At 65.1% G+C, this 25,597-nt stretch carries 20 protein-coding genes and 2 pseudogenes; 11 read left to right on the top strand and 11 right to left on the bottom strand.

From position 1 onward, the window contains the following. Positions 1-104 precede the first annotated feature (104 nt). A complete protein-coding gene (locus tag N2604_RS26535; RefSeq protein ID WP_260371087.1) occupies positions 105-1,088 on the top strand; it encodes a VOC family protein in 984 nt (327 codons plus the stop codon). A 16-nt stretch (positions 1,089-1,104) separates the two neighbouring features. Here N2604_RS26535 and N2604_RS26530 read toward each other — a convergent pair whose 3' ends face one another. From N2604_RS26530 to N2604_RS26510, 5 genes are all read right to left on the bottom strand, one after another. Then, positions 1,105-1,767 (bottom strand): response regulator transcription factor, encoded by a 663-nt coding sequence (locus N2604_RS26530; RefSeq protein WP_260371086.1) that lies wholly within the window; start codon positions 1,765-1,767, stop codon positions 1,105-1,107. Continuing rightward, a complete protein-coding gene (locus tag N2604_RS26525) occupies positions 1,764-3,146 on the bottom strand; it encodes a sensor histidine kinase (RefSeq protein ID WP_260371085.1) in 1,383 nt (460 codons plus the stop codon). The genes N2604_RS26530 and N2604_RS26525 overlap by 4 nt, the downstream gene beginning before the upstream one ends. A gap of 482 nt (positions 3,147-3,628) precedes the next feature. After that, on the bottom strand, positions 3,629-4,660 hold the full coding sequence (locus N2604_RS26520; RefSeq protein ID WP_260371084.1) for an L-idonate 5-dehydrogenase: 1,032 nt from the start codon (positions 4,658-4,660) through the stop codon (positions 3,629-3,631). A 39-nt stretch (positions 4,661-4,699) separates the two neighbouring features. Beyond that, positions 4,700-5,467, bottom strand: coding sequence for an SDR family oxidoreductase (locus N2604_RS26515; RefSeq protein WP_260371083.1), 768 nt, complete (start codon positions 5,465-5,467; stop codon positions 4,700-4,702). Positions 5,468-5,479: 12 nt separating this feature from the next. Beyond that, positions 5,480-6,679, bottom strand: a complete 1,200-nt coding sequence (locus N2604_RS26510) for a mandelate racemase/muconate lactonizing enzyme family protein (protein ID WP_260371082.1) — start codon at positions 6,677-6,679, stop codon at positions 5,480-5,482. 175 nt (positions 6,680-6,854) lie between these two features. Between N2604_RS26510 and N2604_RS26505 the strand changes: the two genes are divergently transcribed. Next, a complete protein-coding gene (locus N2604_RS26505) occupies positions 6,855-7,622 on the top strand; it encodes a GntR family transcriptional regulator (protein ID WP_260371081.1) in 768 nt (255 codons plus the stop codon). Positions 7,623-7,766: 144 nt separating this feature from the next. Then, on the top strand, positions 7,767-9,131 hold the full coding sequence (locus N2604_RS26500; protein ID WP_311739666.1) for an MFS transporter: 1,365 nt from the start codon (positions 7,767-7,769) through the stop codon (positions 9,129-9,131). A gap of 9 nt (positions 9,132-9,140) precedes the next feature. On the opposite strand, the gene N2604_RS26495 is transcribed toward N2604_RS26500, so the two are convergent. Both N2604_RS26495 and N2604_RS26490 read right to left on the bottom strand, forming a co-directional pair. Beyond that, positions 9,141-10,391 (bottom strand): arsenic transporter, encoded by a 1,251-nt coding sequence (locus N2604_RS26495; protein ID WP_260371079.1) that lies wholly within the window; start codon positions 10,389-10,391, stop codon positions 9,141-9,143. 152 nt (positions 10,392-10,543) lie between these two features. Further along, the gene (locus tag N2604_RS26490) at positions 10,544-13,021 is read right to left on the bottom strand and encodes a PAS domain-containing sensor histidine kinase (protein ID WP_260371078.1); all 2,478 of its coding nucleotides are present in this window, start codon (positions 13,019-13,021) and stop codon (positions 10,544-10,546) included. Between the two features lie 206 nt (positions 13,022-13,227). Between N2604_RS26490 and N2604_RS26485 the strand changes: the two genes are divergently transcribed. From N2604_RS26485 to N2604_RS26465, 5 genes are all read left to right on the top strand, one after another. Then, entirely contained in the window at positions 13,228-14,319 is a 1,092-nt protein-coding gene (locus tag N2604_RS26485; RefSeq protein ID WP_260371077.1) for a putative zinc-binding metallopeptidase, read from the top strand. 163 nt (positions 14,320-14,482) lie between these two features. After that, positions 14,483-16,498, top strand: coding sequence for an acetyl/propionyl/methylcrotonyl-CoA carboxylase subunit alpha (locus N2604_RS26480; RefSeq protein WP_260371076.1), 2,016 nt, complete (start codon positions 14,483-14,485; stop codon positions 16,496-16,498). A gap of 148 nt (positions 16,499-16,646) precedes the next feature. After that, entirely contained in the window at positions 16,647-17,513 is an 867-nt protein-coding gene (locus N2604_RS26475) for an oxaloacetate decarboxylase (protein ID WP_260371075.1), read from the top strand. After that, positions 17,510-17,809, top strand: a complete 300-nt coding sequence (locus N2604_RS26470; RefSeq protein WP_260371074.1) for an acylphosphatase — start codon at positions 17,510-17,512, stop codon at positions 17,807-17,809. The genes N2604_RS26475 and N2604_RS26470 overlap by 4 nt, the downstream gene beginning before the upstream one ends. A gap of 421 nt (positions 17,810-18,230) precedes the next feature. Next, positions 18,231-19,562, top strand: a complete 1,332-nt coding sequence (locus N2604_RS26465; protein ID WP_260371073.1) for an IS110 family transposase — start codon at positions 18,231-18,233, stop codon at positions 19,560-19,562. A 121-nt stretch (positions 19,563-19,683) separates the two neighbouring features. Here the strand turns inward: N2604_RS26465 and N2604_RS26460 are convergent, their stop codons facing one another. Further along, a complete protein-coding gene (locus N2604_RS26460; RefSeq protein ID WP_260371072.1) occupies positions 19,684-21,201 on the bottom strand; it encodes a PAS domain-containing sensor histidine kinase in 1,518 nt (505 codons plus the stop codon). Between the two features lie 134 nt (positions 21,202-21,335). Between N2604_RS26460 and N2604_RS26455 the strand changes: the two are divergent. After that, a pseudogene (locus tag N2604_RS26455) lies at positions 21,336-21,892 on the top strand (GbsR/MarR family transcriptional regulator). Positions 21,893-22,127: 235 nt separating this feature from the next. Here the strand turns inward: N2604_RS26455 and N2604_RS26450 are convergent. Continuing rightward, positions 22,128-22,979 carry a LysR substrate-binding domain-containing protein gene (locus N2604_RS26450; RefSeq protein WP_260371071.1) on the bottom strand — a complete coding sequence of 284 codons (852 nt, stop codon included), beginning with the start codon at positions 22,977-22,979 and terminating at the stop codon, positions 22,128-22,130. Positions 22,980-23,090: 111 nt separating this feature from the next. Between N2604_RS26450 and N2604_RS26445 the strand changes: the two genes are divergently transcribed. Then, entirely contained in the window at positions 23,091-23,588 is a 498-nt protein-coding gene (locus N2604_RS26445) for a 4-oxalocrotonate tautomerase family protein (RefSeq protein ID WP_260371070.1), read from the top strand. Here N2604_RS26445 and N2604_RS26440 read toward each other — a convergent pair. Beyond that, a pseudogene (locus tag N2604_RS26440) lies at positions 23,551-24,256 on the bottom strand (DNA helicase). The gene N2604_RS26445 and the pseudogene N2604_RS26440 sit on opposite strands and share 38 nt — an antisense overlap. 170 nt (positions 24,257-24,426) lie before the next feature. Beyond that, complete coding sequence (lipB, locus tag N2604_RS26435) at positions 24,427-25,188, bottom strand: lipoyl(octanoyl) transferase LipB (RefSeq protein ID WP_260371069.1); 762 nt, start codon at positions 25,186-25,188, stop codon at positions 24,427-24,429. An 82-nt stretch (positions 25,189-25,270) separates the two neighbouring features. Here lipB and N2604_RS26430 point away from each other — a divergent pair, with 82 nt between their 5' ends. After that, positions 25,271-25,513, top strand: a complete 243-nt coding sequence (locus tag N2604_RS26430) for a FliM/FliN family flagellar motor switch protein (protein ID WP_018647371.1) — start codon at positions 25,271-25,273, stop codon at positions 25,511-25,513. The last annotated feature ends 84 nt before the right edge of the window (positions 25,514-25,597 follow it).

Here is a 25,597-nt window from a genome sequence, read left to right as displayed (position 1 = left end):
ACCTGCGAACGCGAGGCGATTGCGGAACGCCACCGTAGGATCGCGCGCGGCCGGTATCAAGCTCGTCGCAGGACGGCGACTGCGATGCCTTCGGGAGGAATTCGATGGAAATCGCAGCGCTCGGCTATATCGGAATCGGTTCGTCCCAGCTCGACCAGTGGAGCCAGATGGCGACCGGGCTGCTCGGCATGCAGCAGGTCGATCGCGGCGGCAAGATGCGGGCCTTCCGCATGGACGACCGCAAGCAGCGGCTGATCGTCGACGGCGGCAGCGATGCCGGCCTTGCAGTGATGGGATGGGAAGTTGCTTCGACGGCCGAACTGGGCAAGTTGGCAGGACGGCTGGAAAGCCATGGCATCAAGGTGGTCCGGGGCTCGCGCGCACTCGCTGACGAGCGGCATGTCGGCGAACTGATCGCATTTGCCGATCCTGCCGGCAACCGGTTGGAAGCGTTTTGCAAGCCGGAGCTTGCGAGCGAGCCGTTCAAGCCGGGCCGTCCGATCTCGGGCTTCCGCACCGGGCCGCTCGGCATGGGACATGTCGTGCTCAATGTGGAGAATGTCGAGGCGCTGTTGCCGTTCTATCGCGACGTGCTCGGCCTTCACGTCTCCGATTTCGGGCTGAAGCCTTACGGGCTTTATTTCTTCCACGTCAATGGCCGCCACCACTCCTTTGCGATGGTCGGCTCGGGGCGGAAGGCGATGCATCATTTCATGGTCGAGCTCGGCTGCCTCGATGATGTCGGGCAGGGCTACGACCTCGCGCAGATGGACGAGGGACGCATCGCCTACACGCTGGGCCGGCACACCAATGACCACATGACCTCGTTCTACGTGAATACGCCGTCCGGATTCTTCATCGAATACGGCTGGGGCGGCCGCGTCATCGATCCCGAGACCTGGCAGCCGCACGAGACCTTTGACGGGCCCTCACTGTGGGGCCACGAACGGCTGCATATGCCCGAAGAGCAGCGCAAGCGGTTGCGCGAGATGCGGCTCGACGCGGCTGCCCGCGGCGTGCGCGTCGCCGATCCGCGCGTGCCGCCGCTCAACTGCGCGTGGCTGGACTCGGTGGTCGCGCGCGAATGAGGCGACGCGGCGCGGCTCAGGCCTCGCCGAGATCGACCTCGGTCAGGATCCCCTGGCGCAGCGCCAGTCGGACCAGCTCGATGTCCGAGCCGACGCCGAGCTTGTCCTTGATCAGGGAATGCAGGTTCGCCACCGTCTTCGGGCTGACATGCAGCGTCTCGGCGATCTGCTCCGTCGTGTTCTCGGCGAGCAGCAGCCGCAGCACCTCGAACTCGCGCGGCGTCAGCACGTCGGCCGCGGAGCTCTCGCCGCTGATCCGGCTCAGCGCAAGCTCGTGGTCGATGTCGGGGCTGATCGCGATCTTTCCGGCGAGCACGTCCTTGACCGCGCGCACCAAGGTTTCGGGCGGACTGGTCTTGGTGACGTAACCCCGTGCACCGGCGCGGATCGCCTGCACGGCAAAGCCGGCGTTCTCGTGCATGGTGAAAACGAGGATTCGCGCCGCCTTGTCCCATTGCCTGATCCGCCTGACGGCCTCGATGCCGCCGATGCCGGGCATGCTGAGGTCCATGATGACGAGATCGGGCGTTTCGGATTTGTACAGGCGATAAGCTTCCGCACCGTCGGCCGCCTCGGCGACGACGCGCAAGCCCGGCTGTTTCTGCAACACCGAGCGATAGCCCTCGCGGACGACGGAATGGTCGTCGACCAGCAGGATCGTCGCTTCAACTGCGCTCATGCCGCATGCTCCAGGGCCTCAGACGCGGCAGCCGCGAGCGGAATGGATACGCGCAGCGCCGAGCCGTGAAGGCCGGTCTCAAAGCTGAGCCGGCCACGAAGCGCGGCGACGCGCTCGCGCATGCCGAGCAGGCCCATACCGGACTTGGCGGCAGCTTCGTTTGGCCGGCCATCGTCCTCGATCGCGAGCGCGATTTCGCTGTCGGCCATCGTCAGATGCAGGCTGACCTTCGTTGCGCCGGCATGCTTGGCGGCGTTGGTGAGCGCCTCCTGCACGATGCGATAGAGATTGGCACTGACGGAGGCGGGCACGCTGTCGAAAGCGCCTTCGAACCGGATCTCGAAGCGGGGCTGGCCGCGGCTGCGGCCGTTCCAACCCGACACCAGGCCTTCGAGGCTGGCGACCAGGCCGAGCTCGTCGACATCGGGCGGCCGCAGCCGGAACAGCGCACCACGCAGCGTCTCCATCATGCCGGTCGCGGTACGAGCGATGCTGTCGCATTCGCCCAACAAGTCGGGACAGTCCTGCGCTGCAGTCTGGCGGGCGGATGCGGCCAGCGCGCGGATCGCGGCGAGCGACTGGCCGAATTCGTCATGCAGCTCGCGGGCGAGATGGCGGCGCTCCTCATCCTGGAGCGCGATCAGCTTACGCGTCAGCTCGTTGCGCTCGGCGAGTGCCGTGTCGAGGCTTTCGGCGAGATGGTTGAAGACGTCGCGGATGGCGGAGAGCTCGGCGAGATCGAACGGCGGCAGCCGCGCGGTGAGGTCGCCGGCGGCGATGCGTTCGAGGCCGCTGCCGATCATGCGGGTGGGGCGCAGGGCGCGGGCCAGTGCGGCATACACCAGCGCGCAGAGCAGCGGCAGCGCGATCGCAAGCGCGATCATCAGCCGGCCGGCCTCGTGCCAGGCGTCCGCCGTCTGCACTGCCGGGTCGACCGAGACCACGGTCTCGCCGAGCTTGGTTCCGCGTACGATCACGGGCCGCGCCGCCTCGCGGCCGGGGTCGAACAGGCTGCGATAGAAGGCGGCGAAGGCTTGCGGCGGCGGGCTGGCCGGGGCAGGCGCGCCGCTGCAGAAACGCTGCAGCATCTCGCCGCTCGCGCTGCGGAAGCCGAGGCAGAGGCCGGGCGTCATCACATGGGCCGACACCGGGTCGAGATTCGGAAAGTCCGAGCGGGGGCTCGCCGCCCACTGCACCTTGCCTTGCTGCAGCTCCAGCGTCTTCGCCACGATGGCGGCGATCCCGTCGATGCGTGCATGCGCGGCGCTATCGGCGGTGACGAGGAAATAGGTGGAGATCGCGGCGAAGCAGGCGGCCGATATTGCGGCCACGCGCAGCGTCAGACGGACCTTGAGATCGAATCTCGGGCGATTCCACATCGGCTTGCACCTGGTGCGAACGGGCTTGTCGCGCCTCATTAAAGGGCAGAACGCCGGCGGCGGGAAGCGTTCCCGACTTGCCGCAGTGCAACGTCGTGAAATTTTCCCGGCGTTGCTCGGGAGGGTGACGGCTGCGGGCCTCAGGCGGCCCGTCCGGATTGCGTTCCATCCACCGGTGAGACTAACCCCTTTCCCGGATCGCATCTGACGATGCGATCCGACCTCTCCCTACGGGAGACAAGGCTATCGCGTATGACTTGTAGCGGCGGCCGGTGCGCACGCCTCGTCCTTCGAGACGGCGCGTACGCGCCTCCTCAAGATGAGGCTCATCAGCGTCAGTGCCTCTTCAAACTGCAGCCACACACTCTGCCATCATCCTGAGGAGCCCGCCTAAAGGCGGGCGTCTCGAAGGATGGCTGCAGGGAAAAGCTCTCAAATGCGATAGTCCTGCTACGCGAGAGGTGAAGCAAGCCGCGTCACCCTCAGAACGTCAGCTGCACCTTCATCGACTGCGAGCGGTCGGTGGCGAGCTCGAAGGCGGCGACCGCGTTCTCGAACGGCATGGTGGCCGTGATCAGCGGCTTGACGTCGATCAGGCCTTCGCCCATCAGGCGCACCGCGAGCTCGAACTCGGGATCGAAGCGGAAGGTGCCGCGCAGCTGCAATTCCTTGGCGACGATCGAGTTGATCGGCAGCGTCATCTCGCCGCCGAGGCCGAGTTGCACCAGCGTGGCGCCGGGCCTGAGCACGTCGAGCGCGGTGCGGAGCGCTGCCTGGTTGCCGGACGCCTCGAACAGCGTGTCGAACAGGCCCTTGCCGGCGCGCCAGGGATCGAGCGCGATGGCATTGGTCGCGACGTTGATGGCATGCGTGGCGCCGAGCTTTTTCGCGACCGCGAGCGGCGCCTCGGCCACATCGGTGACAACGATCTCCGACGCGCCGCCGAAACGTGAGACCAAAATCATCAGCGCGCCGATCGGACCGCAGCCGGTGATCAGCACGCGCTTGCCGAGCAGGGGACCGGCCTGCTTGCCGGCGTGCAGGCACACCGCGAGCGGCTCGGCGACGGCAGCTTCTGCCAGCGAGAGCTTGTCTGCGACCGGCACGGCCTGCGTGGCGTCGATCGTGATGAACTCGCGAAAGCCGCCCTGCACATGGGGAAAGCGCATCGCGCTCCCGAGGAAGCGCATGTCGAGGCACTGGTTGCGCAGGCCTTCCTGGCAATGCAGGCAAGCCCCGCACGGCTTGCTCGGGTTGACGGCGACGCGCGCGCCCGGCTTGACGCTGGTGACGCCGTCACCGACATCAGCGACGACGCCGGCGATCTCATGGCCCAGCGCCATCGGTTGCTGGATCCGCACCACGCCGAAACCGCCGTGATGGTAGTAGTGCAGGTCGGAGCCGCAGATCCCGCCATTGGCGATCTTGACGCGGACCTCGCCAGGGCCGGGGGCCGGATCGGCGTAGCTGTCGATCCGCAGGTCCTTCGGGGCGTGGATGACGACGGCGCGCATGGCTTGCTCCTTGGCTGTCTTGGCTCGCTATCTTGGCGATCACATCGCGGCGATCATGCCGCCATCGACATAGATGATCTGGCCGTTGACGTAGGTCGACGCATTCGAGGCGAGGAAGATCGCGGCGCCCACCAGCTCGTCCGGCTTGCCCCAGCGCTTGGAGGGAATGCGGCCCATCAGCCAGTTGTTGAAATCGGCGTTGTTGACCAGCGCCTCGTTCATGTCGGTGAGCATGTAGCCGGGGCCGATCGCATTGGCCTGGATGCCGTGCTGGGCCCATTCCACCGCCATCGAACGGGTCAGGTTCTTGATGCCGCCCTTGGCCGCGGTGTAGGGCGCGATGGTGGGACGCGCGAGCTCGCTCCCGAGCGAGCCGATGTTGATGATCTTGCCGTGCTTGCGCGGGATCATGCGCTTGGCCGCCTCGCGGCCGATCACGAAGGCGCTGGTGAGGTTGGTCTCGATCACCTTGCGCCATTCGTCGGTGGTGAATTCCACCAGCGGCTTGCGGTGTTGGATGCCGGCATTGTTGACGAGGATGTCGACGGCGAGGCCTTGTCTGTCGAACTCGTTGAACGCGGCGACGATTGCGGGCTCATCGGTGACGTTGAAGGCGGCGCCTTCGGCCTGATGGCCGGCGGCACGAAATTCGGCGACGGCCTGCTCGACGCGCTTGGGATCGACGCCGTTGATGATGATCTTCGCGCCGGCCTTGGCCATGCCCTCGGCAATGGCTCGACCGAGGCCGCGGGAGGAGCCGGTCACGAGCGCGGTGCGGCCGGAAAGATCGAAGAGGGAAGTGCTCATCTCAATAGATCCTCAAGCGTTGGAGCGGCGCACGGTGAGATCGGTGCGCTCGAAGACAGCAGGCAGAAGGTCGACGCCAAGGCCGGGGCCTTCCATCGGAAAGACGTAGCCGTCCTTGATGGTGGGCATCGTGGTGACGAGCTCATTGTACCAGCCTTTGTAGAAGGCGCGCACCGATTCCTGGATCAGGGTGTTGGGCTGGCTGAAGGACATGTGGATGGCGGCGATGAAGCCGATCGGGCCAATGCAGTCATGAGGAGCAAAAGGCCGGTGATAGGTCTCGGCCATCGCCGCGATCTTGCGGCCTTCGGTGAGACCCCCGGTCCAGCACAGATCGGCCATCACCACATGCATGGCGTCGCGGTCGAGCATATCCTTGTAGGGGAAGCGCGAGCCCAGCGTCTCGCTGGCGCAGACCCAGACGTCGGTCGAGCGGGCATATTCGGCGAGCGCCTGCGGCGAGTTCATCCGGATCGGGTCCTCGTACCAGGTCGGCTTGTACGGCTCGAGCGCACGGGCGATCTGCTTGGCGGTCGGCAGATTCCACAGCGAATGGAGCTCGACCATGATCTCCATCTTGTCGCCGACCGCTTTCCGGATCTTCTCGAACGGCTCGATCGCCTGCTTCATCTGCGATGCGGTGATGTAGAGGCCCTTGTTCTCCTGCGCCGCCGGATCGAACGGCCAGATCTTCATCGCGGAGATGCCGCTCTCCAAGAGACTCTCGGCCAGCGCATCGGCGTGGTTCATGAAGCCGTCGAGATCTTCATAGGGCCCCTTTGAGGCGCCGAGATTCCAGTTGGCGACCGGGCTAATGTTGGTCGAGCGCACATATTGCGTGCCGGCGCAGGTGTTGTAGATGCGCTGCTTGTCGCGGCAGAGGCCGCCGAGCATCTGGTGCACCGGCTGATTGCAGACCTTGCCGAACAGGTCCCACAGCGCGATGTCGATCGCGGATGCCGCGCGGTATTCGACGCCGGTGGAGGACTGCGCCATCGGCAGGTTCAGCATGTCGCGATGGATCGCTTCGATATGCAGGGGATTGCGGCCGAGCAGGCGGCCGGCAAAGGTGTCGTGGATCTGCGCTTCGACGGCGCCGGCGCCATAAAAGGTTTCGCCGAGACCGATCAGACCAGTGTCGGTGTGGATGCGGATCCAAATGACGTTGGAAAATTCCTCGGTGCGCAGTGTTTCGATCGACGTGATCTTCACGGCAATTATCCTCCCATCGAAAGGCGCTTCGCACCCGACGTCTCATTTTGCGCTGCAACATGTTGCAGGTCGTGCCGACGTCTTACGCCTGCTTGTAATATATCACAACATGTTTTAAGGGTGCCACAACAAGGCGCCATCCTGCAACGAGAGCGCGGGCTGACGGGAGGACGACATGGCACGACGCAAGCGCGCGCTCGAAGTGGTGAAAGACGACGACGAGGGCGAAGGCCGGCGCTCCCGTAGCAACCGTCTCAATTTTTTCGAGTTGGCCTATCAAAGGATCGAAGAGCTCCTGGTTCATTGCGAGCTCAAGCCCGGCCAATTCATGACCATGCTGGAATTGCAGCAAATCACCGGTTTTGGCCGCACGCCGGTGCATCACGCCGTCAATCGTCTCTCCGCCGACACTCTCATCATCATCCGGCCCCGTCATGGCCTCACCATCGCGCCGATCGATCTGGCGCGCGAACGCATGCTGCTCGGCCTGCGCCGCGACATGGAGCGCTTCGTCATCCGCCTCGCGGCCGATCGCGCCAGCCTGTCGCATCGCAATCAGGCGCTGCACATCGAGCGTCTATTGCGCGAGCGCCGCGCCAGTCTGACTCTCGACGAATTCAATCATCTCGACCGCCGCATCGACGCGCTTGTGCTGGAGGCCGCGGGCGAGCCGTTCCTGGTGCACACGCTGCGGCCGCTGCACACGCTGTATCGGCGCATCGGCTACATCCACCATCGCTTCATGCCGGGGCAGGCGGATCTGTCAGGCACGATCGATCACCATCTCGCCATTCTCAATGCCGTCGCCAACCGCCGCGTCGACGACGCCGTGAAGGCCAGCGATGCCCTGATCGACTACATGGGCGAGATGTTCACCGGCATGGAGGCGGGGATCGATCCGCGCCTGCTCGATTGCAGCATCGAGCCGCTGCTCGGCGCGTAGAGCATGATCCGGACCCGAAGGGCCGCGTTAGCGCAAAGTGTGGAGCGGTTTTCCGAAGAGATCATGCTCAAGACAACAAGCCAAAGCGCGATGAGATCCTGATCTCATCGCGCTTTTTAGAGAGTTCTGAAGAAAGGAAGAAGAATGTCAACGATGGCGATGCCACAAGCCACCGCGAGCGAAGCCGCGGTCCGCTACCTCATCACGAACTACAGTCCCAAGGGCAACAAGGTCGGCTGGCTGATGATGGCCTCCATCCTGGTCGAGGCCTGGGATCTCTATTCGATCGCCTTCGTGCTGATCTTCATCAAGGAGCAGTACAATCCCGATCCGTTGATGCTCGGCCTCGCTGCGGCGGGCACGCAAGGCGGTGCCCTGATCGGCGCGCTGCTCGGCGGCTGGCTGTCCGACAAGATCGGCCGCCGCGTGATGTTCCTGGTGACGATGGTGCTGTTCATCGTGCTGGCGCTGGCGCAGGCCTTCGTGCCCAGCGTCGGTTGGCTCGTTGTCATCCGCTTCCTGCTCGGCATTCCGCTCGGCTCCGACATCTCGACCGGCTACACCTACATCATGGAATCCATGGCCAAGGGCGAGCGCGAGGTCATGGGCAACCGCTGGCAGTTCATGTTCGCCGTCGGTGAAGTGCTCACCATCGGCGTCATCGTGATCTTCCTCCTGGTCGACATGAACCACGAGATGCTGTGGCGCGTGACGCTCGGTCTCGGTGCGGTGCCGGCGCTGATCATTCTCATCATGCGTCACGACGTGCCGGAGACGGCGGTGTGGCTGGTGCAAAAGGGCCGCTATCGCGAGGCCAAGCAGGTCGCGCGCGAGATGTTCAACGACAACCTCGATATGCTGCCGGATCGGGACGTCGAGGTGCCGAAGGTCTCCACCCGCGCGTTCCTGGCCGACCTCAGGAAGGATCCGATCCGCTGGCGCGCCACGCTGTACGGCTGGATCGCCTGCTTCGCGCAAGGGAGCGAATTCTCGACCTTCGCGTTCTACCTGCCAGTGCTGTTCGTGATGGTCGGCGTGTCGAGCGTGCTCGGCAACAACCTGGTGACGATGGGATTGTTCTGCTTCGCCGCTCTGTCCGGCTGGGTCGGCCCGCTGCTGACGCCGAAGATCGGCCATCGCGGCATCGCCATCGCGGGCTTCGGCATCGTGCTGGCCTCGCTTTTGGTCGCCGCCTTCGCGCTCTACACCGACAACAAGATGCTGCTGCCGTTCGCGGCCGCCGCCATGCTGTGGGGCCATTACTGGGACGCCTCGAACTGCATGACGATCCCGACCATGGTCGCGAAGCCGAAATATCGCGGCACCGCCAGCGGCTTCGCCTACATGTTCGTGAAGCTGCCGTCGTTTCTGGCGATCTTCCTGTTCCCCTCGCTGTTCGCCGCGATCGGTCAGGCCAACGCCACGCTGTTCGTCGCCATCTTCCCGCTGATTGGATTGCTCGCGGCAATCTTCATCCTGCCGGAAGTCTACGGCTACGAGAACGACTGAAGATGAGTGCTATCTGATCGCGGCGGCTAACGCCGCGATCAGGGCAGGCGGCGTCACCAGCAGACCGAGCTTGAGGAACGGCCAGGCGCCGACCTCGATCTTCTCGCGCCGGAGCGCGACCAGCCAGAGAATGGTGGCGAGCGATCCGGTCACCGACAGATTGGGGCCGAGATCGACGCCGATCAGGATGGCGCTGACCACCGGTGCGGGCAGATGATCGTTGGCGGCGACGGAGCCGGCGATGAGGCCGACCGGAAGATTGTTGGCGATGTTGTCGGCGAGCGCGGTGGCGATGCCGACGCTCCAGGCGGCTTCCGTCACGGACTGCGCCACAGCCTGGTGCAGCAGCGCGCTCAGCTGCGCGATCACGCCGGTCTTCACCAGCGCTTCCACCATGACAAAGAGCCCGCCGACCAGCGGCAGCACGCTCCAGGAGACGCCGTGCAGCACGGGCAAGGGCGATTGCCGGCCGATCAGCAGCACGAGAGCGGCCGTCGCCACGCCGCAGATGAAGGTCGGCAGGCCCAATTGCAGGTCGAGGGCCGAGGCCCAGATCAGCACGATGCCGATGGCGCCGATGCCATAGGCCGTCAACAGGCCACCGCGGCTGAGTTTGGGATGAGGCACCCGCGTTTCGAGGGTTTCGTCGTTCAGCTCGCGACGCAAGGCGAGACGTAGGGCGATATAGGTGAGAACAATCGAGGCAAGCGACGGCAGAGCGAACTGGCGCAGCCAAGTCCCCAGATGCGGCATGTTCTTGCCGAACACGACGAGGTTGGCCGGATTGGAGATCGGCAGGACGAAGCTTGCGGCATTGGCAATGAAGGCACAGACGAAGAGGTAGGGGAGCGGCTTGGCGCCGGCCGCGCGCGTCGCGGCGTAGACCGCGGGCGTCAACACGATCGCGGTGGCGTCGTTCGAGAGCAGCACCGTCACGAATGTCCCGACCAGATAGATCAGCAGGAACAGCCGCTGCGGCGAGCCGCGTGCATGCTCGACCGCGAACGCGGCCAGATAATCGAACAGGCCTTCGAGCCGCGCCAGCTCGGCGATCAGCATCATGCCGATCAGGAACAGATAGACGTCGACGCCTTTCTCGATGCCGACAAGCGCGTCCTGCCACGGCAGCAAGCCTGATAGCACCAGGGCGCTCGCGCCGATCACCGCCCAGATCGCCTCGGGCAGGGATAAGGGCCGGATGATGACGCCTGCGGTCGCGACGGCGATGATGCTCCAGGCCCAGATGGCGTCAGACGGCACGGTCAGTCCTTGAGGTTCGGTCAGTCATTCGGCACCGATAACCGATGCGGGAACGGCTGTCTTCCCCTAGAGTCTTGCCGCGGCAACAGTCTGGATTGCTTCGCTGCGCTCGCAATGACGGAATTCGTGACTGCTTCTCGCGAATGTGACACTCACCTTGCCACCGATAGCTTCTCCGTGATCGCCTTGCGCAGGATGCGCGAGAGCGATTCCACCGAATAGGGCTTCTGGATCAGCTCGAATCCGCGGTGGGCGTTCTCGGCGAGCACGTTGCTGTAGCCGGAGGTGAGCACCACGGGCAGGCCCGGATAGCGCTCGCGGATGATTCCGGCGAGCTCGACGCCGTTCATTCCGGGCATGATGACGTCGGAGAACACGAGGTCGACGGCAAATTCATTCTCGCCGAGGATCGCCAGCGCCGCGTTCGCATTGGCGACGCGGCGGACGACATAGCCGAGATCCTCCAAGAGCTCGGTGGAGAAGCGGCCGACCTCGTCATCGTCCTCGACCACGAGCACGCGATAGCCACGCCCTGTCGTGGCCGCCTCGTGGCTCAGCGCCGCGGCTTCCTTGTCCGTCGCCGGGCTTTGCGCCTGCGGCAGATAGATGGTGAAGGTCGCGCCCTTGCCCGGCGTGCTCGTCACCGCAATGTCGCCCTCGGACTGCTTTGCGAAGCCGAAGGCCTGGCTGAGGCCGAGGCCGGTGCCCTTGCCGACCTCCTTGGTGGTGAAGAACGGCTCGAAGATCGCGTCGAGATGTTCCGGCGCGATACCACTGCCGGTGTCGGTGACGGAGATCGCGACATAGTCGCCGCGGCGCGCCGATTGTGCGCGCAGGCTCGGTATTCCCGAGACCTTGCGCACGGCGATGGTGAGGCGGCCTTCGCCGTCCATGGCATCGCGGGCGTTGATGGCGAGGTTGATCAGCGCGGCCTCGAACTGGGCGATGTCGGCCACCGTGAAGCAATCGGCATCCTGAATCTCCATGGCGATCTCGATGCGGCCGCCGACCAGCGGCCGGACCAGCTGCGCCACGCCCTCGACCTGACTGCCCACGTTGAAGATCTGCGGCTTGAGCGGCTGCCGGCGCGCGAAGGCCAGAAGCTGCGCGGTCAGCTTGGAGGCTCGCTCGACCGTCTCGGAGATGGCATCGACGTAGCGGCGGCGGCGCTCCTCCGGCAGCTCGCGCCGACGCAGGAAATCGGTCGCCGAGCGGATGATGGTGAGGAGGTTGTTGAAGTCGTGCGCGACGCCACCGGTGAGCTGGCCGATCGCCTCCATCTTCTGCGACTGCCGCAGCGCTTCCTCGCCGCGACGACGCTCGGTGATGTCGACGGCCTCGGGCACGGCGCCGGTGATGTTGCCGTGGCGGTCGAGCACGGGGCGCATGCCGAAGTCGAAATCGCGCTCGCCGACGGGCAGGCGCAGGCGCATCTCCAGCCGCACAGGTTCGCCTTTGAGCACCGTCTCGAAGGCCTCGCGCACGGCGGCACTCATACCGTCGGTGCCGGTGAACCAGGGCGTGTCCCAGAACGGCTTTCCGATCACATCCGCGGAATTCGCCTTGATGCCGGCGAGCGCGGTCTTGTTGGCGTAGACCAGTTCGCCCTCGAGATTGACCAGGCCCTGATACTGATTGCTGGTCTCCAGGATCGCGCGCAGCCGCGCCTCGTTGGCTTCGAGCTCGGCGGTGCGCTCGGCAATACGCTCTTCCAGCGTCTCGTTCAGCCGCCTGAGCTCGATCTCGGCCTGCTTGGCGACGGTGACGTCGTGGGCCACGCCGATGAAGCCGATATGCTTGCCGGTCGCATCCCAGCGCGGCTGCGATTCCGAGCGCAGCCAGCGCCATTCGCCGCTGGCGTTCTTGTAACGTGCTTCCAGCACGAAGGGCTTGAGGGACGCTTCGCCCTGGACGGATTGCTGCAGCACGTGCGGCAGGTCGTCGGGATGCAGCACCTTGCGCCAGTCGAAATCGATGGCCTGATCATAGGGCAGGCCGACGAAATCGACATAGGCCTGGTTGGCGAAGGACCGCTTGCGGTCGAGCTTGGTGACCCAGATCGGCACCGGCGCGCTGTCGGCGATCAGCCGGAAGCGCTCCTCGCTTTCGCGCAGCGTCTCGCGCGCCAGCGCCTGATCGGTCATGTCGATATGGGCGCCGACGAGCCGGATGGCGCGGCCATCCTTGTCGCGCTCGATCTTGGCGACCACCCGGATCCAGCGGGTCTCGCCGTCGCTGGGGCGGATGATGCGGTATTCGGCGCTGTAGTCTCCGCTCGCTCCGGCGAGAGCTTCGAAGAAATGCTTGACGGCGGCGTCGCGGTCGTCGGGATGGATGCGGTTGACCCAATCCTCGTGGGACTCCTCGGCGGCTTCCGGCGGAAGGCCGTGGATCATCAAATATTCGGGCGAGCGACGGTTCTTGAAGCCTTCGCGGAAATCGACCTCGACGCCACCGACCTTGCCGATGCGCTGGATGCGCGCCAGCTCGGCCTCGCGCTCCTGCAGCGCGCGATAGGCGTTGTCGCGCTCACGCGCGACGTCTTCGAGGTGCTGGCGCAGCCTTTCGGCGGCGATGGTTTCGGGCAAGGGATCGTTCAAGGCATCGGCCGTTGTCATGCAGGTGCGCACGTGCCGGACCGATATTCACACAGACGGGGCGTGATGGCCATTGTTTAGAGGGCAGGTGGTGCCCGGAAATGGGGGCGCGTGGCTGAACGTGGAGAAGTACGCGGTGGCAACGTCCGGTCTGGCAATTTGTTCCGAATACTGGAACGATCGGCTGATTGAGGCGTCGTCGCGAGGCGCCAGCTCTCTCATAAGCTTGAGGCTAAATCTTGAAGCTCTTTGTCTGCCAGGCCTGCGGCAACGTCCTCTATTTCGAGAACCGCGCCTGCGAACGCTGCGGCCATCGGATCGCCTTCCTGCCGGAGAAGGAGACGATGTCGGCGATCGAGGCCGACGGGGAGGCATGGAGGATCCTCGCCGACAAGGGCGAAAGCCGGATGCTGTGCCGGAATGCCGAGTACAACGCCTGCAACTGGCTGACCGACGCAGGCGATAGCACCGGCTATTGCCGCGCCTGCCGCCACAATGGGACGGTGCCAAACCTCTCGGATCCGGCGCAGCTCGCCGGCTGGCGCGAGCTGGAGGTGGCAAAACACCGTCTATTCTATTCCCTGATCCGCTGGAAGCTGCCGCTCCAGACCCGCCAGGACAATCCCGAGCATGGCCTGATCTTCAACTTCCTCGCCGACGATCCGAACAGCGGCACGAGGATTATGACCGGCCACGACAATGGCCTGATCACGATCGCGCTGACCGAGGCCGACGACATCGAGCGCGAGCGGCGCCGGCTCGAGATGGGCGAGCCGTACCGGACGCTGCTAGGGCATTTCCGCCACGAGGTCGGGCATTATTTCTGGGACGTGCTGGTTCAGGGCGGCGGCAAGCTCGACGAATGCCGCGCGGTCTTCGGCGACGATACGGCCGATTACGGCCAGGCCCTGCAGCGCCATTACGCCGAAGGCGCCCCGGCCGACTGGCAGCAGAATTACGTCTCGGCCTACGCAACGACGCATCCCTGGGAAGACTTCGCCGAGACCTGGGCGCACTATCTCCACATCGTCGACACCCTGGAGATGGCCTCTGAGTTCGGCATGGAGGTGCGCCCCAAGGTCGATCGCGACGGGGAGTTCACGGCGCGCATCCGTTTCAACCCCTACGAGGCAAGGGACGTCCAGGCGCTCGTCGACGCATGGCTGCCCTTCACCTTCGCCATGAACAGCGTCAACCGGGCCATGGGCCTGCGCGACCTCTATCCCTTCATCCTGTCGCCCGCGGTGGTCGCCAAGCTCAGCTTCATTCACGGCCTGGTCCGGGACGCGGCCAAGGCCGGTAAGCCTCGGGAAGCTGCACGGCTTCCCTAGGGCTCACCACGCCCATTTCCGTCTAGCGCTGGTACGCCAGAAACCCCGGATTTAGACCGTTGCCTCCGGCCCATTTTGCTGTACCACGGGAGCCACACGGCCCCTCCCATAGGCCCCAACGGCCAGGGAAGGGTCCCGCCCAAGGTCGAGACTCAAGAAAAGCATGTTCAAACGCATTCTGATCGCCAATCGCGGCGAAATCGCCTGCCGGGTCATCAAGACTGCCCGCAAGATGGGAATTCAGACGGTTGCGGTCTATTCCGAGGCCGACCGCGATGCCCTCCATGTCGAGATGGCCGATGAGGCGGTGCTGATCGGCCCGCCGGCCGCGGCCGAGAGCTATCTGGTGATCGAGAAGATCGTGGAGGCCTGCCGCAAGACGGGCGCCGAGGCCGTGCATCCCGGCTACGGCTTCCTGTCCGAGCGCGAAGCGTTTCCGCGCGCGCTGGAAGCGGCCGGCATTGTCTTCATCGGTCCGAACCCCGGCGCGATCGCCGCGATGGGCGACAAGATCGAATCCAAGAAGGCGGCCGCCAAGGCCAAGGTCTCGACCGTGCCGGGCTATCTCGGCGTCATCGAGGACGACAAGCACGCGGTCCGCATCGCCGACGAGATCGGCTACCCCGTCATGATCAAGGCCTCCGCCGGCGGCGGCGGCAAGGGCATGCGCATCGCCCATTCCAAGGCCGAGGTCGCCGAGGGCTTCAACCTCGCCAAGGCCGAGGCGAAGGCCTCGTTCGGCGACGACCGCGTCTTCGTCGAGAAGTTCATCGTCGATCCCCGCCACATCGAGATCCAGGTGCTGGGCGACAAGCATGGCAACGTGATCCATCTGGGCGAGCGCGAATGCTCGATTCAGCGCCGCAACCAGAAGGTCATCGAGGAAGCGCCGTCGCCGCTGCTGGACGAGGCGACCCGCCGAAAGATGGGCGAGCAGGCGGTCGCGCTGGCCAAGGCCGTGAACTATGATTCCGCCGGCACGGTCGAGTTCGTCGCAGGGCAGGACAAGAGCTTCTACTTCCTGGAGATGAACACGCGCCTCCAGGTCGAGCATCCCGTCACCGAGCTCGTCACCGGCGTCGACCTCGTCGAGCAGATGATCCGCGTTGCCGCCGGCGAGAAGCTCGCCATCGCGCAGAAGGACGTCACGCTGACCGGCTGGGCGGTGGAATCGCGCCTCTATGCGGAAGATCCGTTCCGCAACTTCCTGCCCTCGATCGGACGGCTCGTGAAATATCGCCCGCCGGCGGAGGCCAGCAAGGACGGCATCACCATCCGCAACGACACCGGCGTGCAGGAGGGCGGCGAGATATCGATCCATTACGATCCGATGATCGCCAAGCTCGTCACCCATGCACCCTCGCGCGCGGCGGCGATCGAGGCGCAGGCGACTGCGCTCGACTCGTTCTATGTCGACGGCATCCGCCACAACATCCCGTTCCTTTCGGCGCTTATGCATCATCCGCGCTGGCGCGAGGGCCGGCTCTCGACCGGCTTCATCGCCGAGGAATTCCCCAAGGGTTTTGCGGTGCGCGTGCCCGAAGGCGAGGTCGCGCGGCGCATCGCCGCAGTCGGCGCCGCGATCGATCACGTGCTCGGGGCGCGCAAGCGGCAGATCTCCGGCCAGATGGGCGGCCGCGTCGTGCAGCGCGAGCGCCGTCGCGCGGTCTGGCTCGACCGTCAGGAGATCCTGCTCGAGGTCGCGCGCGAAGGCGAGGCGATCGCGATCCGCTTCATCGATGCCGACGGCAAGGCCGGCACTGCGCATCTGTTGCAATCGCCATGGAAGCCGGGCGATCCGGTCTGGCAGGGCACCATCGACGGGCAGTTCGTCGCCGTGCAGGCCCGCCCGATCGCCAATGGCATCCGCCTCGCGCATCAGGGCGTCGAGGTGCCGGTCTATGTCTGGACCGAGGCCGAGGCGACCTCCGCACGGCTGATGCCGGTGACGACGGCCTCCGACAGCGGCAAGAAGCTGCTCTGTCCGATGCCGGGCCTCGTGGTCTCGATCGCGGTCAGCGAGGGGCAGGAGGTCAAGGCCGGCGAGACGCTCGCCGTCGTCGAAGCCATGAAGATGCAGAACGTGCTGCGCGCCGAGCAGGACGGCACCGTGAAGAAGATCCACGCCAGCGCCGGCGCGACGCTTGCGGTCGACGCGCTGATCCTGGAGTTTGGGTGAGCGCGCCAAAGCGCAATAGTAGACCCTCACCCTGAGGAGCCGCGCCTGCGCGGCGTCTCGAAGGACGAGGCCAACAGCCGGGCCTTCATCCTTCGAGACGCGCGCAAGAACGCGCTCCTCAGGATGAGGAATTGAAAGCGAGGCAATCATGGCCTTTCGATCCCGCCGCGAGACACTGCGCTCCATCCTGTCGGGCACAAGTTGCGTCCATCCCGGCTCGGTCTATGACGCGATCTCGATCCGCATTGCCGAGGATCTCGGCTTTCCGCTCGGCATGTTCGGCGGATCGGTGGCCTCTCTCGCCGTGCTCGGCGACCCCGATATCACGCTGATCACGCTCACTGAGCTCGCCGAGCAGATGCGGCGAATGTCTCGCGCCTCCGCGCTGCCGGTGCTCGTCGATGCCGATCACGGCTACGGCAATGCGCTGAACGCGCGCCGCACGGTGCAGGAGCTGGAAACGGCGGGCGCGGCCGGGCTCACCATCGAGGACACGCTGCTGCCGGCCGCATTCGGAGAGACGAAGGCGCAGCTGATCTCCCTCGAAGAAGGCGTCGGCAAGATGAAGGCGGCGCTTGGCGGCCGCAGCGATCCCTCGCTGGTCATCATGGGCCGCACGGGCGCAGCCGCGATCACCTCGATCGAGGATGCGGTTCGCCGCGCCCAGGCTTATGAGACGGCCGGCGTCGATGCGCTGTTTTTCACCGGCATCAAGTCCCGCGCCGAGCTCGAAGCGATCGCCGCCGCCACGCGTCTGCCGATCGTGCTCGGCGGCGCATCGGAGGAATTGAGCGGGCTCGATTATCTCGCGGGCCAGCGCGTCCGGATCGCGCTGCAGGGCCATGCGCCGATCGCCGCCGCGACGCAAGCCGTGTACGAGACGCAGAAGGCGTTGCGCGAGGGCATGGCGCCAAAAAGCCTCAAGGGTCTGGCATCGTCGGAGCTGATGGCCCGCGTTACGCGCGAAGCCGCGGTCAAGGCGCGTAGCGCCGATTGGTTCGGATTGAAGACATGAGCCGGGTGATTCTCCAGGTCATGATCCGCGGCCGCGTGCAGGGCGTCGGCTATCGGGCCTGGGTGGAGTCCCAGGCTACCGCGTGTGGCCTCGAAGGCTGGGTCCGCAACCGCCGTGACGGCAGTGTGGAAGCGGTGTTCGCCGGCGCGCCGACGCACGTTGCCGACATGGTCGCGCTGTGCCGCCACGGCCCGCCGTCGTCGCGCGTCGATAGTGTCACCAGTGAAACCGCAAGCGTGGATGAGCTGAATTTGCGCAGGGCAGGGGAAGCGTTTTCGGTGCTGCCGACGCTGTAGGTGTATCGACACCGTCGCCCCGCACGCGGCAGGGCTATCGCATTCGGGAGTTTTTCTCCGCGGCCATCCTTCGAGACGCCCGCTTTGGGCGGGCTCCTCACAGGATGCGGGCGGAGTACGCGGCAGCAGCTTCAACGAGCACTGATGCTGATTAGCCTCATCCTGAGTCGCCAGCGCCGAAAGCGGACGCTGCACACGGACCATGAACGCTGTATGGTTGGGCTGCGGGGCTCCGCCGGGAGACAGTGTGGCCGCATTATCCTCTGGTGCATCTGATAGCCCGGTCCTGAGGTTGGTTCCGATCGCGGCGATTGCACATTTTGGCGAGCATTGCGCTTCCCGTTGGAGAGGTTTGCAATTTTAAGACGCGATCGGGCTCTTGGCGGGACTTCGCACCAGATGACAGCATGGGAGTCCGGAAATGAGTGGCTTGGCGGTATTGGATCCGCGTGCAGCCTTTGTGGATGTCGGAAGCGAGAAAATGCATGTGTCGATTGCGGGTGGGCCGCCCGCGGTGTTCGGCACGGTGACCTCGCAGTTGCATGCGTTGCGTGACTATTTGGCCGAACATCAGGTGCGCTCGGTCGCGATGGAAGCGACTGGGGTCTATTGGTTGCCGCTTTATGGGGTTCTGGAAGCTGCCGGCCTGGAAGTGGTCATGGTCGACGGTCGCCAGACACGCAATCTTCCAGGACGGAAGACCGACATGAAAGACTGCCAGTGGGGCGCCACGCTGCATGCGCATGGCCTGCTGCGGGCGGGCTTCGTTCCCCCGGCCCATGTCCGCCGTCTGCAGGACTATCTGCGTCTTCGCGGGGAACACATCGCGGCGGCTGCCGGGCATGTCCAACACATGCAAAAAGCGCTGGAGCGGATGAACGTCAAACTGCACGAGGTCATCAGCTCTCTGACGGGGGCGAGCGGCCTGGCCGTGATCCGGGCCATCCTTGCCGGTGAACGCGAGCCTCAGGTCCTGTTGGGGCTGTGCGATGTTCAAATCCGCAAGGCCAAGGCTGAGCGCGTCGTCGAATCGCTGCGCGGCAATTGGGCCGAAGAGCACTTGTTCGCCCTCGCGCAGGCCGTTCAAAGCTGGGACCATTATCAGGGCCTCATCGCCGCCTGCGATCGCCAGATTGAGGTCGTCCTTCGCCAGATGCCGGACGCGAAGGCGCCGCCATCGGGGGCTTCGACAAAGGCAGAAAAGCCGCGCAGGCGGCCTGGCGTCAACGCGCCGGATATCGCGGATCTGCGGGACATTCTCGCGCAGATCTGTGGCGCAAAGGATCTGACGACACTCCCCGCTCATAGCGAGTACAGTGTTTTGCAGCTGATCGGCGAGGTTGGCACGGACCTGACCAAATGGCGGACCGAAAAGCACTTCACCTCGTGGTTGGGGATCGCGCCCGGAAACGCTCAAAGCGGCAAACGCAAGGGTTCAGTCAAACGCCGCCGCAACCGAGCCGGCCAGATCTTCTGTGTGATGGCCCGGGCCTTGGCGCGCAGCAAACACGTCGCGCTCGGCGGATTCTACAGGCGTATGGCGGCACGGCGCGGCGGCTTGGTAGCGAACAAGGCCCTTGCGAGAAAACTAGCCACGCTCTTCTGGCGCGTGATGGTCAAAGGCCTCGACTTCGTCGAGACCGGTGTGGCTCAATACGAGGCCAGGGTATTGGAAACCAAGCACCGCATCCTGCGCCAACTGGCACGCCAGCTCGGCCAGCAAATCGTTCCCAATCCAGCCACCGTCGTCTGATCGTGTTCATGGAGAGAGGAGGCGCGCAAGCGCCGTCTCGAAGGAAGAGGCGTGCGAACCGGCCGCAGCTACAAGTCATATGCAATTGCCCTGGCGCAAGCGGGGAGAGGTGAAGAAGTCGTCACCTCGGCAGTTTCGCGATCGCCTCGCTCAGCTCATGGATCTCGTAGGGCTTGCGCAAGATCGGGAAATCGCCGCGCACGCCGGCGGCGACCTCGCTGTAACCGGTGGCGAGCAGGATCGGCAGGCCGGGACGGATCTGGCGGAGGTGATGGGCGAGGCTGAGGCCGTCCATCTTGCCGGGCATGACGATGTCCGAGAACACGAAATCGACGCCGTCGCTCTCGATCTCGCGCAATGCCGCCTCGGCATCGGCGACACGGCGCACCTGGTAGCCGAGCTGCTCCAGAAGACCGATGCTGACCAGAGCGACGTCGGGATTGTCCTCAACCAGCAGCACCGTGCCGCTACCGCGGAACGCCGTTCCCGGCGTCTCCCGCGACGGCACATCCGTGCCGCGCGGCAGGACGATAGTGAAGGTCGTGCCCTTGCCGAGCTCGCTTGCAACCTGCACCGTGCCGCCGGCCTGGTGGGCAAAGCCGTGCACCTGCGAGAGGCCGAGGCCCGTGCCTCTCCCGATCGGCTTGGTCGTGAAGAACGGCTCGAAGATCTTGTCGAGAACGTCGGACGGAATTCCGAGCCCGGTATCGCGGACGTCGATTGCGACGAAATCGCCGACGAGGGGCGCCTCGTTCAGCACGACGTTGCGCGCCCGGATCGTCACCGTGCCGCCGTCCGGCATCGCGTCGCGGGCATTGATGACGAGGTTGAGCAGCGCGGTCTCGAGCTCGGAGATGTCGGCCTTGATCGGCCAGGTGTCGGAGTGGATGTCGAAGGCGAGGCGCACGGAACTGCCGATGCCTGCGTCGAGCACCTCGCGGATGGCCGCGACGCGTTCGGCGAAATCGATCGCCTGCGGGTTGACGCTCTGCCGCCGGGCGAAGGTGAGAAGCTGGTTGGTCAGCGCTGCGCCGCGCTTGGTCGCGGTGTCGATCGCCGAAATGGCGCGCTCGAGCTTGGGGTCGTCGGCGGCGCTCTTCTTCAAGACGTGAAGGCTGCCGCTGATGATCATCAGGAGATTGTTGAAGTCGTGGGCGACCCCGCCGGTGAGCTGTCCGAGCGCATCGAATTTCTGCGACTCGGCCAGCTGCTTCTGCATCGCCTCGAGCTTGAGCTGGGCATTGCGGCGCTCTGTGATGTCGCGTGTGATCTTGGCGAAGCCGATCAGCCTGCCGTCCTCGTAGATCGGGTCGATCACGACGCTCGCCCAGAAGAACGTGCCGTCCTTGCGGACGCGCCAGCCTTCCTCCTCGTATCGGCCCTTTTCGCGCGCGATCCCGAGCGCCCGCGCCGGCTTGCCATTGGCCCGGTCGCTCTCGGTGTAGAAACGGGAAAAATGCTGCCCGAGGATTTCCTCGGGGGAGTAACCCTTGATGCGTTCGCCGCCGATGTTCCAGCTGGTGATGGTCCCGTTTGGGTCAAGCATATAGAGGGCATAATCGGCAACGCCCTCAACCAACAGCCGGAAACTGCGCTCGCTCTCGAACAGGTCTCTCTGTTGACTGAACTTTTCGGCCATTCCGGACCCCGCCTCGACGGGAGCAAACGCCGAAGACCGCGGGATGGTTCCCGCCCTCTGGGACATTTTTAGGCAGGCCTGACGGACCGTATGCAAAGCTTCTGGACCAGAGGGCGCGCCCGTCCATTTCTGTTATGACAGAAATAACCGGAAAGAAGAAACTTCCAGCCGCCGTCGAACGCTTCATCCTGCATTGGGGCGACATGGGCGACGAGTGGGGGGCAACCGCTCGGTGAGCCAGATTCATGGGCTGCTTTATCTCGCCGAGGCGCCGATGACGGCCGAGGACATTGCCGACACGCTCGGCATGGCACGCTCCAACGTCTCCAATTCGCTGAAGGAGCGGCTCGCCTGGAACCTGATCCGGCGGGTGCCGATCCTGGGCGACCGCCGCGACCATTACGAGGCCGAGACCGACGTCTGGGAGATTGCCGCGAGGATCGCGGCGCGGCGCAAGGAGCGGGAGATCGACCCGGCGATCGCAGTGCTGCGCGCCTGCGTGTCCGATGCCACGGACGATCCCGGCATCAGTCCCGTCGCAGCCAAGCGCCTGAAGGAGATGCTCGCGTTCACCGAGCTCGCCGACCACTGGTTCGTGCAGATGCTGAAAGTGCCGCGGCCGCGGCTGGTCGCCTTGATGCGGCTTGGCGAGAAGATCGCCAACCTGCTGCCGCTGGGCAAGGTCAAATAGTGTCGAGGAGGGTGCGATGACGTCGGCAAGACTATCAGGCTCCAACGCGTCGACCTCCGCTCACATGAGATTGCTCGACGACCGGCCGCGCGCCTGATCGGCGGCCCATTGCCGACCGGCCGCGACATCGGTGTCCGGCGGCCAGCGCGTGCTGCCGAACAAGGCGCTGAGCCGCGGCACCGCCACGAGACGCTGCGCAGCGCGTTCGAGGCGATCTTGTGAGCGTTAGGCGGGCTCAAGCCGGCAAGCTCCGAAATGTCGCCGCCACTGCGCGCAACGCAGCGAGCTTGGCGGGATCGCTCACGTTCGAGTGCAGCATCACCTTCGAGCTGCCGAGTTTCGGCAGCTTGTGCGCAGGGCCGACGTCGGTCAACCCGGGCGGCGCGATCCGCCGCGCGAGCGGCGCAATTGCGAGACCCGCGAGCGCGGCTGCCACTACCGCGGTGACGCCGCCGCCGACGAAGCGCTCGCGCCAGCCGATGCCGGCCCTGTCGAGCGCGCGCACGGCGACGGCGCGGACGCCGCAGGGCGGGGCGAGGGTTGCGAGCGGCAACGGCTCCCCCTTCGGCAGGGTGAAGCGGCGTGCGGCGAACCAGCCGAACTCGTCCTCGGCCAATTTTTCGCCGCCGCGGCGGCTGCCTTCCTGACGCACGATCACCGCATCGAGCTCGCCCGAATCATAGGCATCCTGCATCTCGCGCGAGAAGCCGATGGTGACGGCGATGGTGAGGTTCGACGACATCGCGTGCAGCCGTTCGAGCAGCGGCACCAGTTCGGGCCCCGCGGCATGATCGGAAATGCCGAGCGAGAGCGACTGCGCGGCCGGCGCGTCGCCCGACAGTGCGAGATCGTGTGCCGTCATCAGCGCGCGGGCGCGATCGAGGAACGCGGCGCCATCGGCCGTGAGGCGGACTGCGCGCGGCGAGCGCTCGACGAGGCGCTTGTCCAGCAAGGTCTCCAGCCGCTGCAGCTTGAGACTGACGGCGGCCTGCGTCGTGCCGAGCGATTCGGCGGCACGCGTAAAGCTCTGGAGGTCGGCGACCAGCAGGAAGGCCTGGACGGTGGTGATGTCGAGTGCTGCTTTCATTAATATATGTTATCACTGGTATCAGCCTTGATAAGATACCAAAATGATAGTGGCAGGTCTAGTTTCTTCCCGACGCCGCACGCATTGCGCGGCACATCGAGGAGAACGACAATGCCCCTGATCACCGCGTCCTACACCACGTCCCGCCAGTCCCCCTCGCTGAAGGCCGATATCGCGAGCGCCGTATCCGAGCTCACCGCAAAGATCCTGCACAAGGATCCTAAGGTCACCGCGATCATCGTGAAGTCCGTGGATGCCGGCGACTGGTTCGCCGGCGGCAAGCCGCTCGCCGAGCAGAAGCTCGCCAGCTACTGGATCGACATCCACGTCACCGAGGGCACCAACACCAAGGACGAGAAGGCGGCCTATCTCGCCGCTATGTTCAAGCGCATGGCCGAGATCCTGGGGCCGCTGCATCCCGAGACCTATCTGCATGTCGACGAGGTCAAGGGCGACGCTTACGGTTTTGGCGGCTTGACACAGCTACATCGCCGGCAAGCTCGAGGTTACGCTGAAGGCGGCATGACGTTGCAAGCCGCAGGTGAACAATCTCACCCGCGGCCCGAAGCCATCAGCTCGCGGCGCGGAACTGCACTTCGGCGTTGTTGATGAAGCACGTCTTGTCGAACAGCTTCAGGTCCAGCGGGTTCGGCAACCGGACATCGCCGAGATCGGGGCGTGGCTTGACCGCGGGATCGTAGGACCGGTCGATCTGCGAGATGAAGACGACGATCAGCCTCATGTCGCGTGCAAACGATTTCAGCGCGCGCACCTGAACGGTGAGGTCGGGATTCTCCCGCCGCTGGTCGAGTAGTTGCAGATAGTCGATCACGACGAGCGCGGCGCCGAGGCCATTTGTTTCACGATGTAGTCGGCGCTGATGACGTCCGAGCAATCGACCTCGAACAGCTTGTCGAACTGCGCCGGCTCCACGCCGATGACCCGCAGACGCGCCAGCACATCCTTCGCGGTATATTCGAGCGAGAAGAACGCGGCGCGATGGCCGGACTTCATGGCTTCGAGGGCCAGTTCGAGGCTCATCAACGTCTTGCCCTGGCCGGGACGAGCCCCAACCAGCACCAAATCGCCGGGACGCAATTGCGGGAACAACTTGTGAGCCGGTGTCAGCGCAGCTGCCTTCGCCGCCAGCATGCTCCAGGCGGAAAACCCTTCCGTCGCAGCGACACGGTCAAGTGCGTCGTGGAGCGGAATGCCGGCTTCGCGGGACAGGCGTTCGCCGTGCGCTTCAGATGGTAGATGGGTGCAGACAGTTTCATGGTCAGAACCTCCCACTGCGAGCGTGGATCGCAACCCCTCCTTATGCCTGGCGCTCGAACAGTCGGCCGAAGATCAACTCGCCCGGCATGAGGTCTGCTTTCCCGGCGGAGGGGGGAGGCGCGGGCGGCACCAGAATAGACAGGCGCGGTCAGCTCAAACAGAAAAAGTATCAGACAGCCGCTTCAGGCAGCAGCGCGCGGGTCGGTCCGAACAGCTCTTCGAATGCCTGCCTGAGCGCGATATCGACATCGGCCATGGTCACGAGCTGGCCGAGATCGACCAGCGAGGTGACGCCGTAGCGGGGGTCGACGACACCACAGGGCACGATGCCGGCGAAATGCGACAGCTCCGGCTCGACATTGATCGCGATGCCGTGGAACGAGACCCAGCGCTTCAGGCGGACGCCGATCGCCGCGATCTTGTCTTCGTGCTCAGGTCCCTTGTCGGGCCGCTTGACCCAGACGCCGACCCGGTCCTCGCGCCGCTCGCCGCGGACGTTGAAGGCGGCGAGCGTGCGCAGGATCAGCTCCTCCAGGCTCGCGACATAGGCCCGCACGTCCGGCCGGCGGCGCTTGAGGTCGAGCATGATGTAGGCCACGCGCTGGCCGGGTCCGTGATAGGTGAGCTGCCCGCCGCGCCCGGTCGCGAAGGTCGGGAATCGGGCATCGAGCAGGTCGCTTTCCTTGCCCGAGGTGCCTGAGGTGTAGAGCGGGGGATGCTCGAGCAGCCAGACCAGCTCCGGCGCCTCGCCGACGGCAATCGCCGCAACGCGCGCCTCCATGGCGGCCACCGCGTCCGGATAGGGCACCGGAGCGTCCGAAATCCGCCATTCGACGACTTCGCCGCCCGCGGCGGAAAACGACGTCAGATCGAGGTCTTGGCGCTGGTCTTGACGCTGGTCTTGGCGGGGGGGGTGCGGCGAATTAACCATTGGCTAACCATAACGTGGTGATGATCTCGGGAGCAAATGAAGAGTCCCAAGTCCTAGGTCTCAAGTTGCGGCGGTCCTGACAGTGCCCACTCTCGATAAAGTCACCGTGGATCTCATGGTCGTCCTCGGGACGACCACCATGCCGATCCATCAGGTATTACGTCTTTCCCGCGGCGCCATCATCGAGCTGGACGCAACCGAGGCCGACGAGGTCAAGGTGCTCGCCAATAATCTGCCTGTCGCCTCCGGTGTCGTGCTGGTCGACCGCAACCGCATCGCGGTCGAGGTGAAGCAGATGCTGCCGCGCTCGCCGGGGACCCGGTAGCGGCCGAGGCACGCGGGTGGCGCCCGGGCACCTGATAGGGCCGATCCGGGCGGGTGAGAACTTCCTTCCAAGCTTGTGAAATTC

The organism is Bradyrhizobium sp. CB1015 (assembly GCF_025200925.1).
In the GTDB taxonomy this organism is placed as follows: Bacteria; Pseudomonadota; Alphaproteobacteria; order Rhizobiales; family Xanthobacteraceae; genus Bradyrhizobium.
The sequence above is the reverse complement of the archived record's forward strand: the minus strand, read 5'-3'. Positions and strand labels throughout refer to the sequence as shown.

Bases quoted from the DNA above. Each gene is read 5' to 3' on its own strand.
- N2604_RS26520 (WP_260371084.1), bottom strand. From the start codon at position 4,660: ATGCGCGCCGTCGTCATCCACGCCCCGAAGGACCTGCGGATCGACAGC.
- N2604_RS26525 (WP_260371085.1), bottom strand. From the start codon at position 3,146: ATGTGGAATCGCCCGAGATTCGATCTCAAGGTCCGTCTGACGCTGCGC.
- N2604_RS26515 (WP_260371083.1), bottom strand. From the start codon at position 5,467: ATGAGCACTTCCCTCTTCGATCTTTCCGGCCGCACCGCGCTCGTGACC.
- N2604_RS26460 (WP_260371072.1), bottom strand. From the start codon at position 21,201: ATGGCCGAAAAGTTCAGTCAACAGAGAGACCTGTTCGAGAGCGAGCGC.
- N2604_RS26445 (WP_260371070.1), top strand. From the start codon at position 23,091: ATGCCCCTGATCACCGCGTCCTACACCACGTCCCGCCAGTCCCCCTCG.
- N2604_RS26470 (WP_260371074.1), top strand. From the start codon at position 17,510: ATGAGCCGGGTGATTCTCCAGGTCATGATCCGCGGCCGCGTGCAGGGC.
- N2604_RS26500 (WP_311739666.1), top strand. From the start codon at position 7,767: ATGTCAACGATGGCGATGCCACAAGCCACCGCGAGCGAAGCCGCGGTC.
- N2604_RS26480 (WP_260371076.1), top strand. From the start codon at position 14,483: ATGTTCAAACGCATTCTGATCGCCAATCGCGGCGAAATCGCCTGCCGG.
- N2604_RS26450 (WP_260371071.1), bottom strand. From the start codon at position 22,979: ATGAAAGCAGCACTCGACATCACCACCGTCCAGGCCTTCCTGCTGGTC.
- N2604_RS26535 (WP_260371087.1), top strand. From the start codon at position 105: ATGGAAATCGCAGCGCTCGGCTATATCGGAATCGGTTCGTCCCAGCTC.
- lipB (WP_260371069.1), bottom strand. From the start codon at position 25,188: ATGGTTAATTCGCCGCACCCCCCCCGCCAAGACCAGCGTCAAGACCAG.
- N2604_RS26475 (WP_260371075.1), top strand. From the start codon at position 16,647: ATGGCCTTTCGATCCCGCCGCGAGACACTGCGCTCCATCCTGTCGGGC.
- N2604_RS26505 (WP_260371081.1), top strand. From the start codon at position 6,855: ATGGCACGACGCAAGCGCGCGCTCGAAGTGGTGAAAGACGACGACGAG.
- N2604_RS26465 (WP_260371073.1), top strand. From the start codon at position 18,231: ATGAGTGGCTTGGCGGTATTGGATCCGCGTGCAGCCTTTGTGGATGTC.
- N2604_RS26530 (WP_260371086.1), bottom strand. From the start codon at position 1,767: ATGAGCGCAGTTGAAGCGACGATCCTGCTGGTCGACGACCATTCCGTC.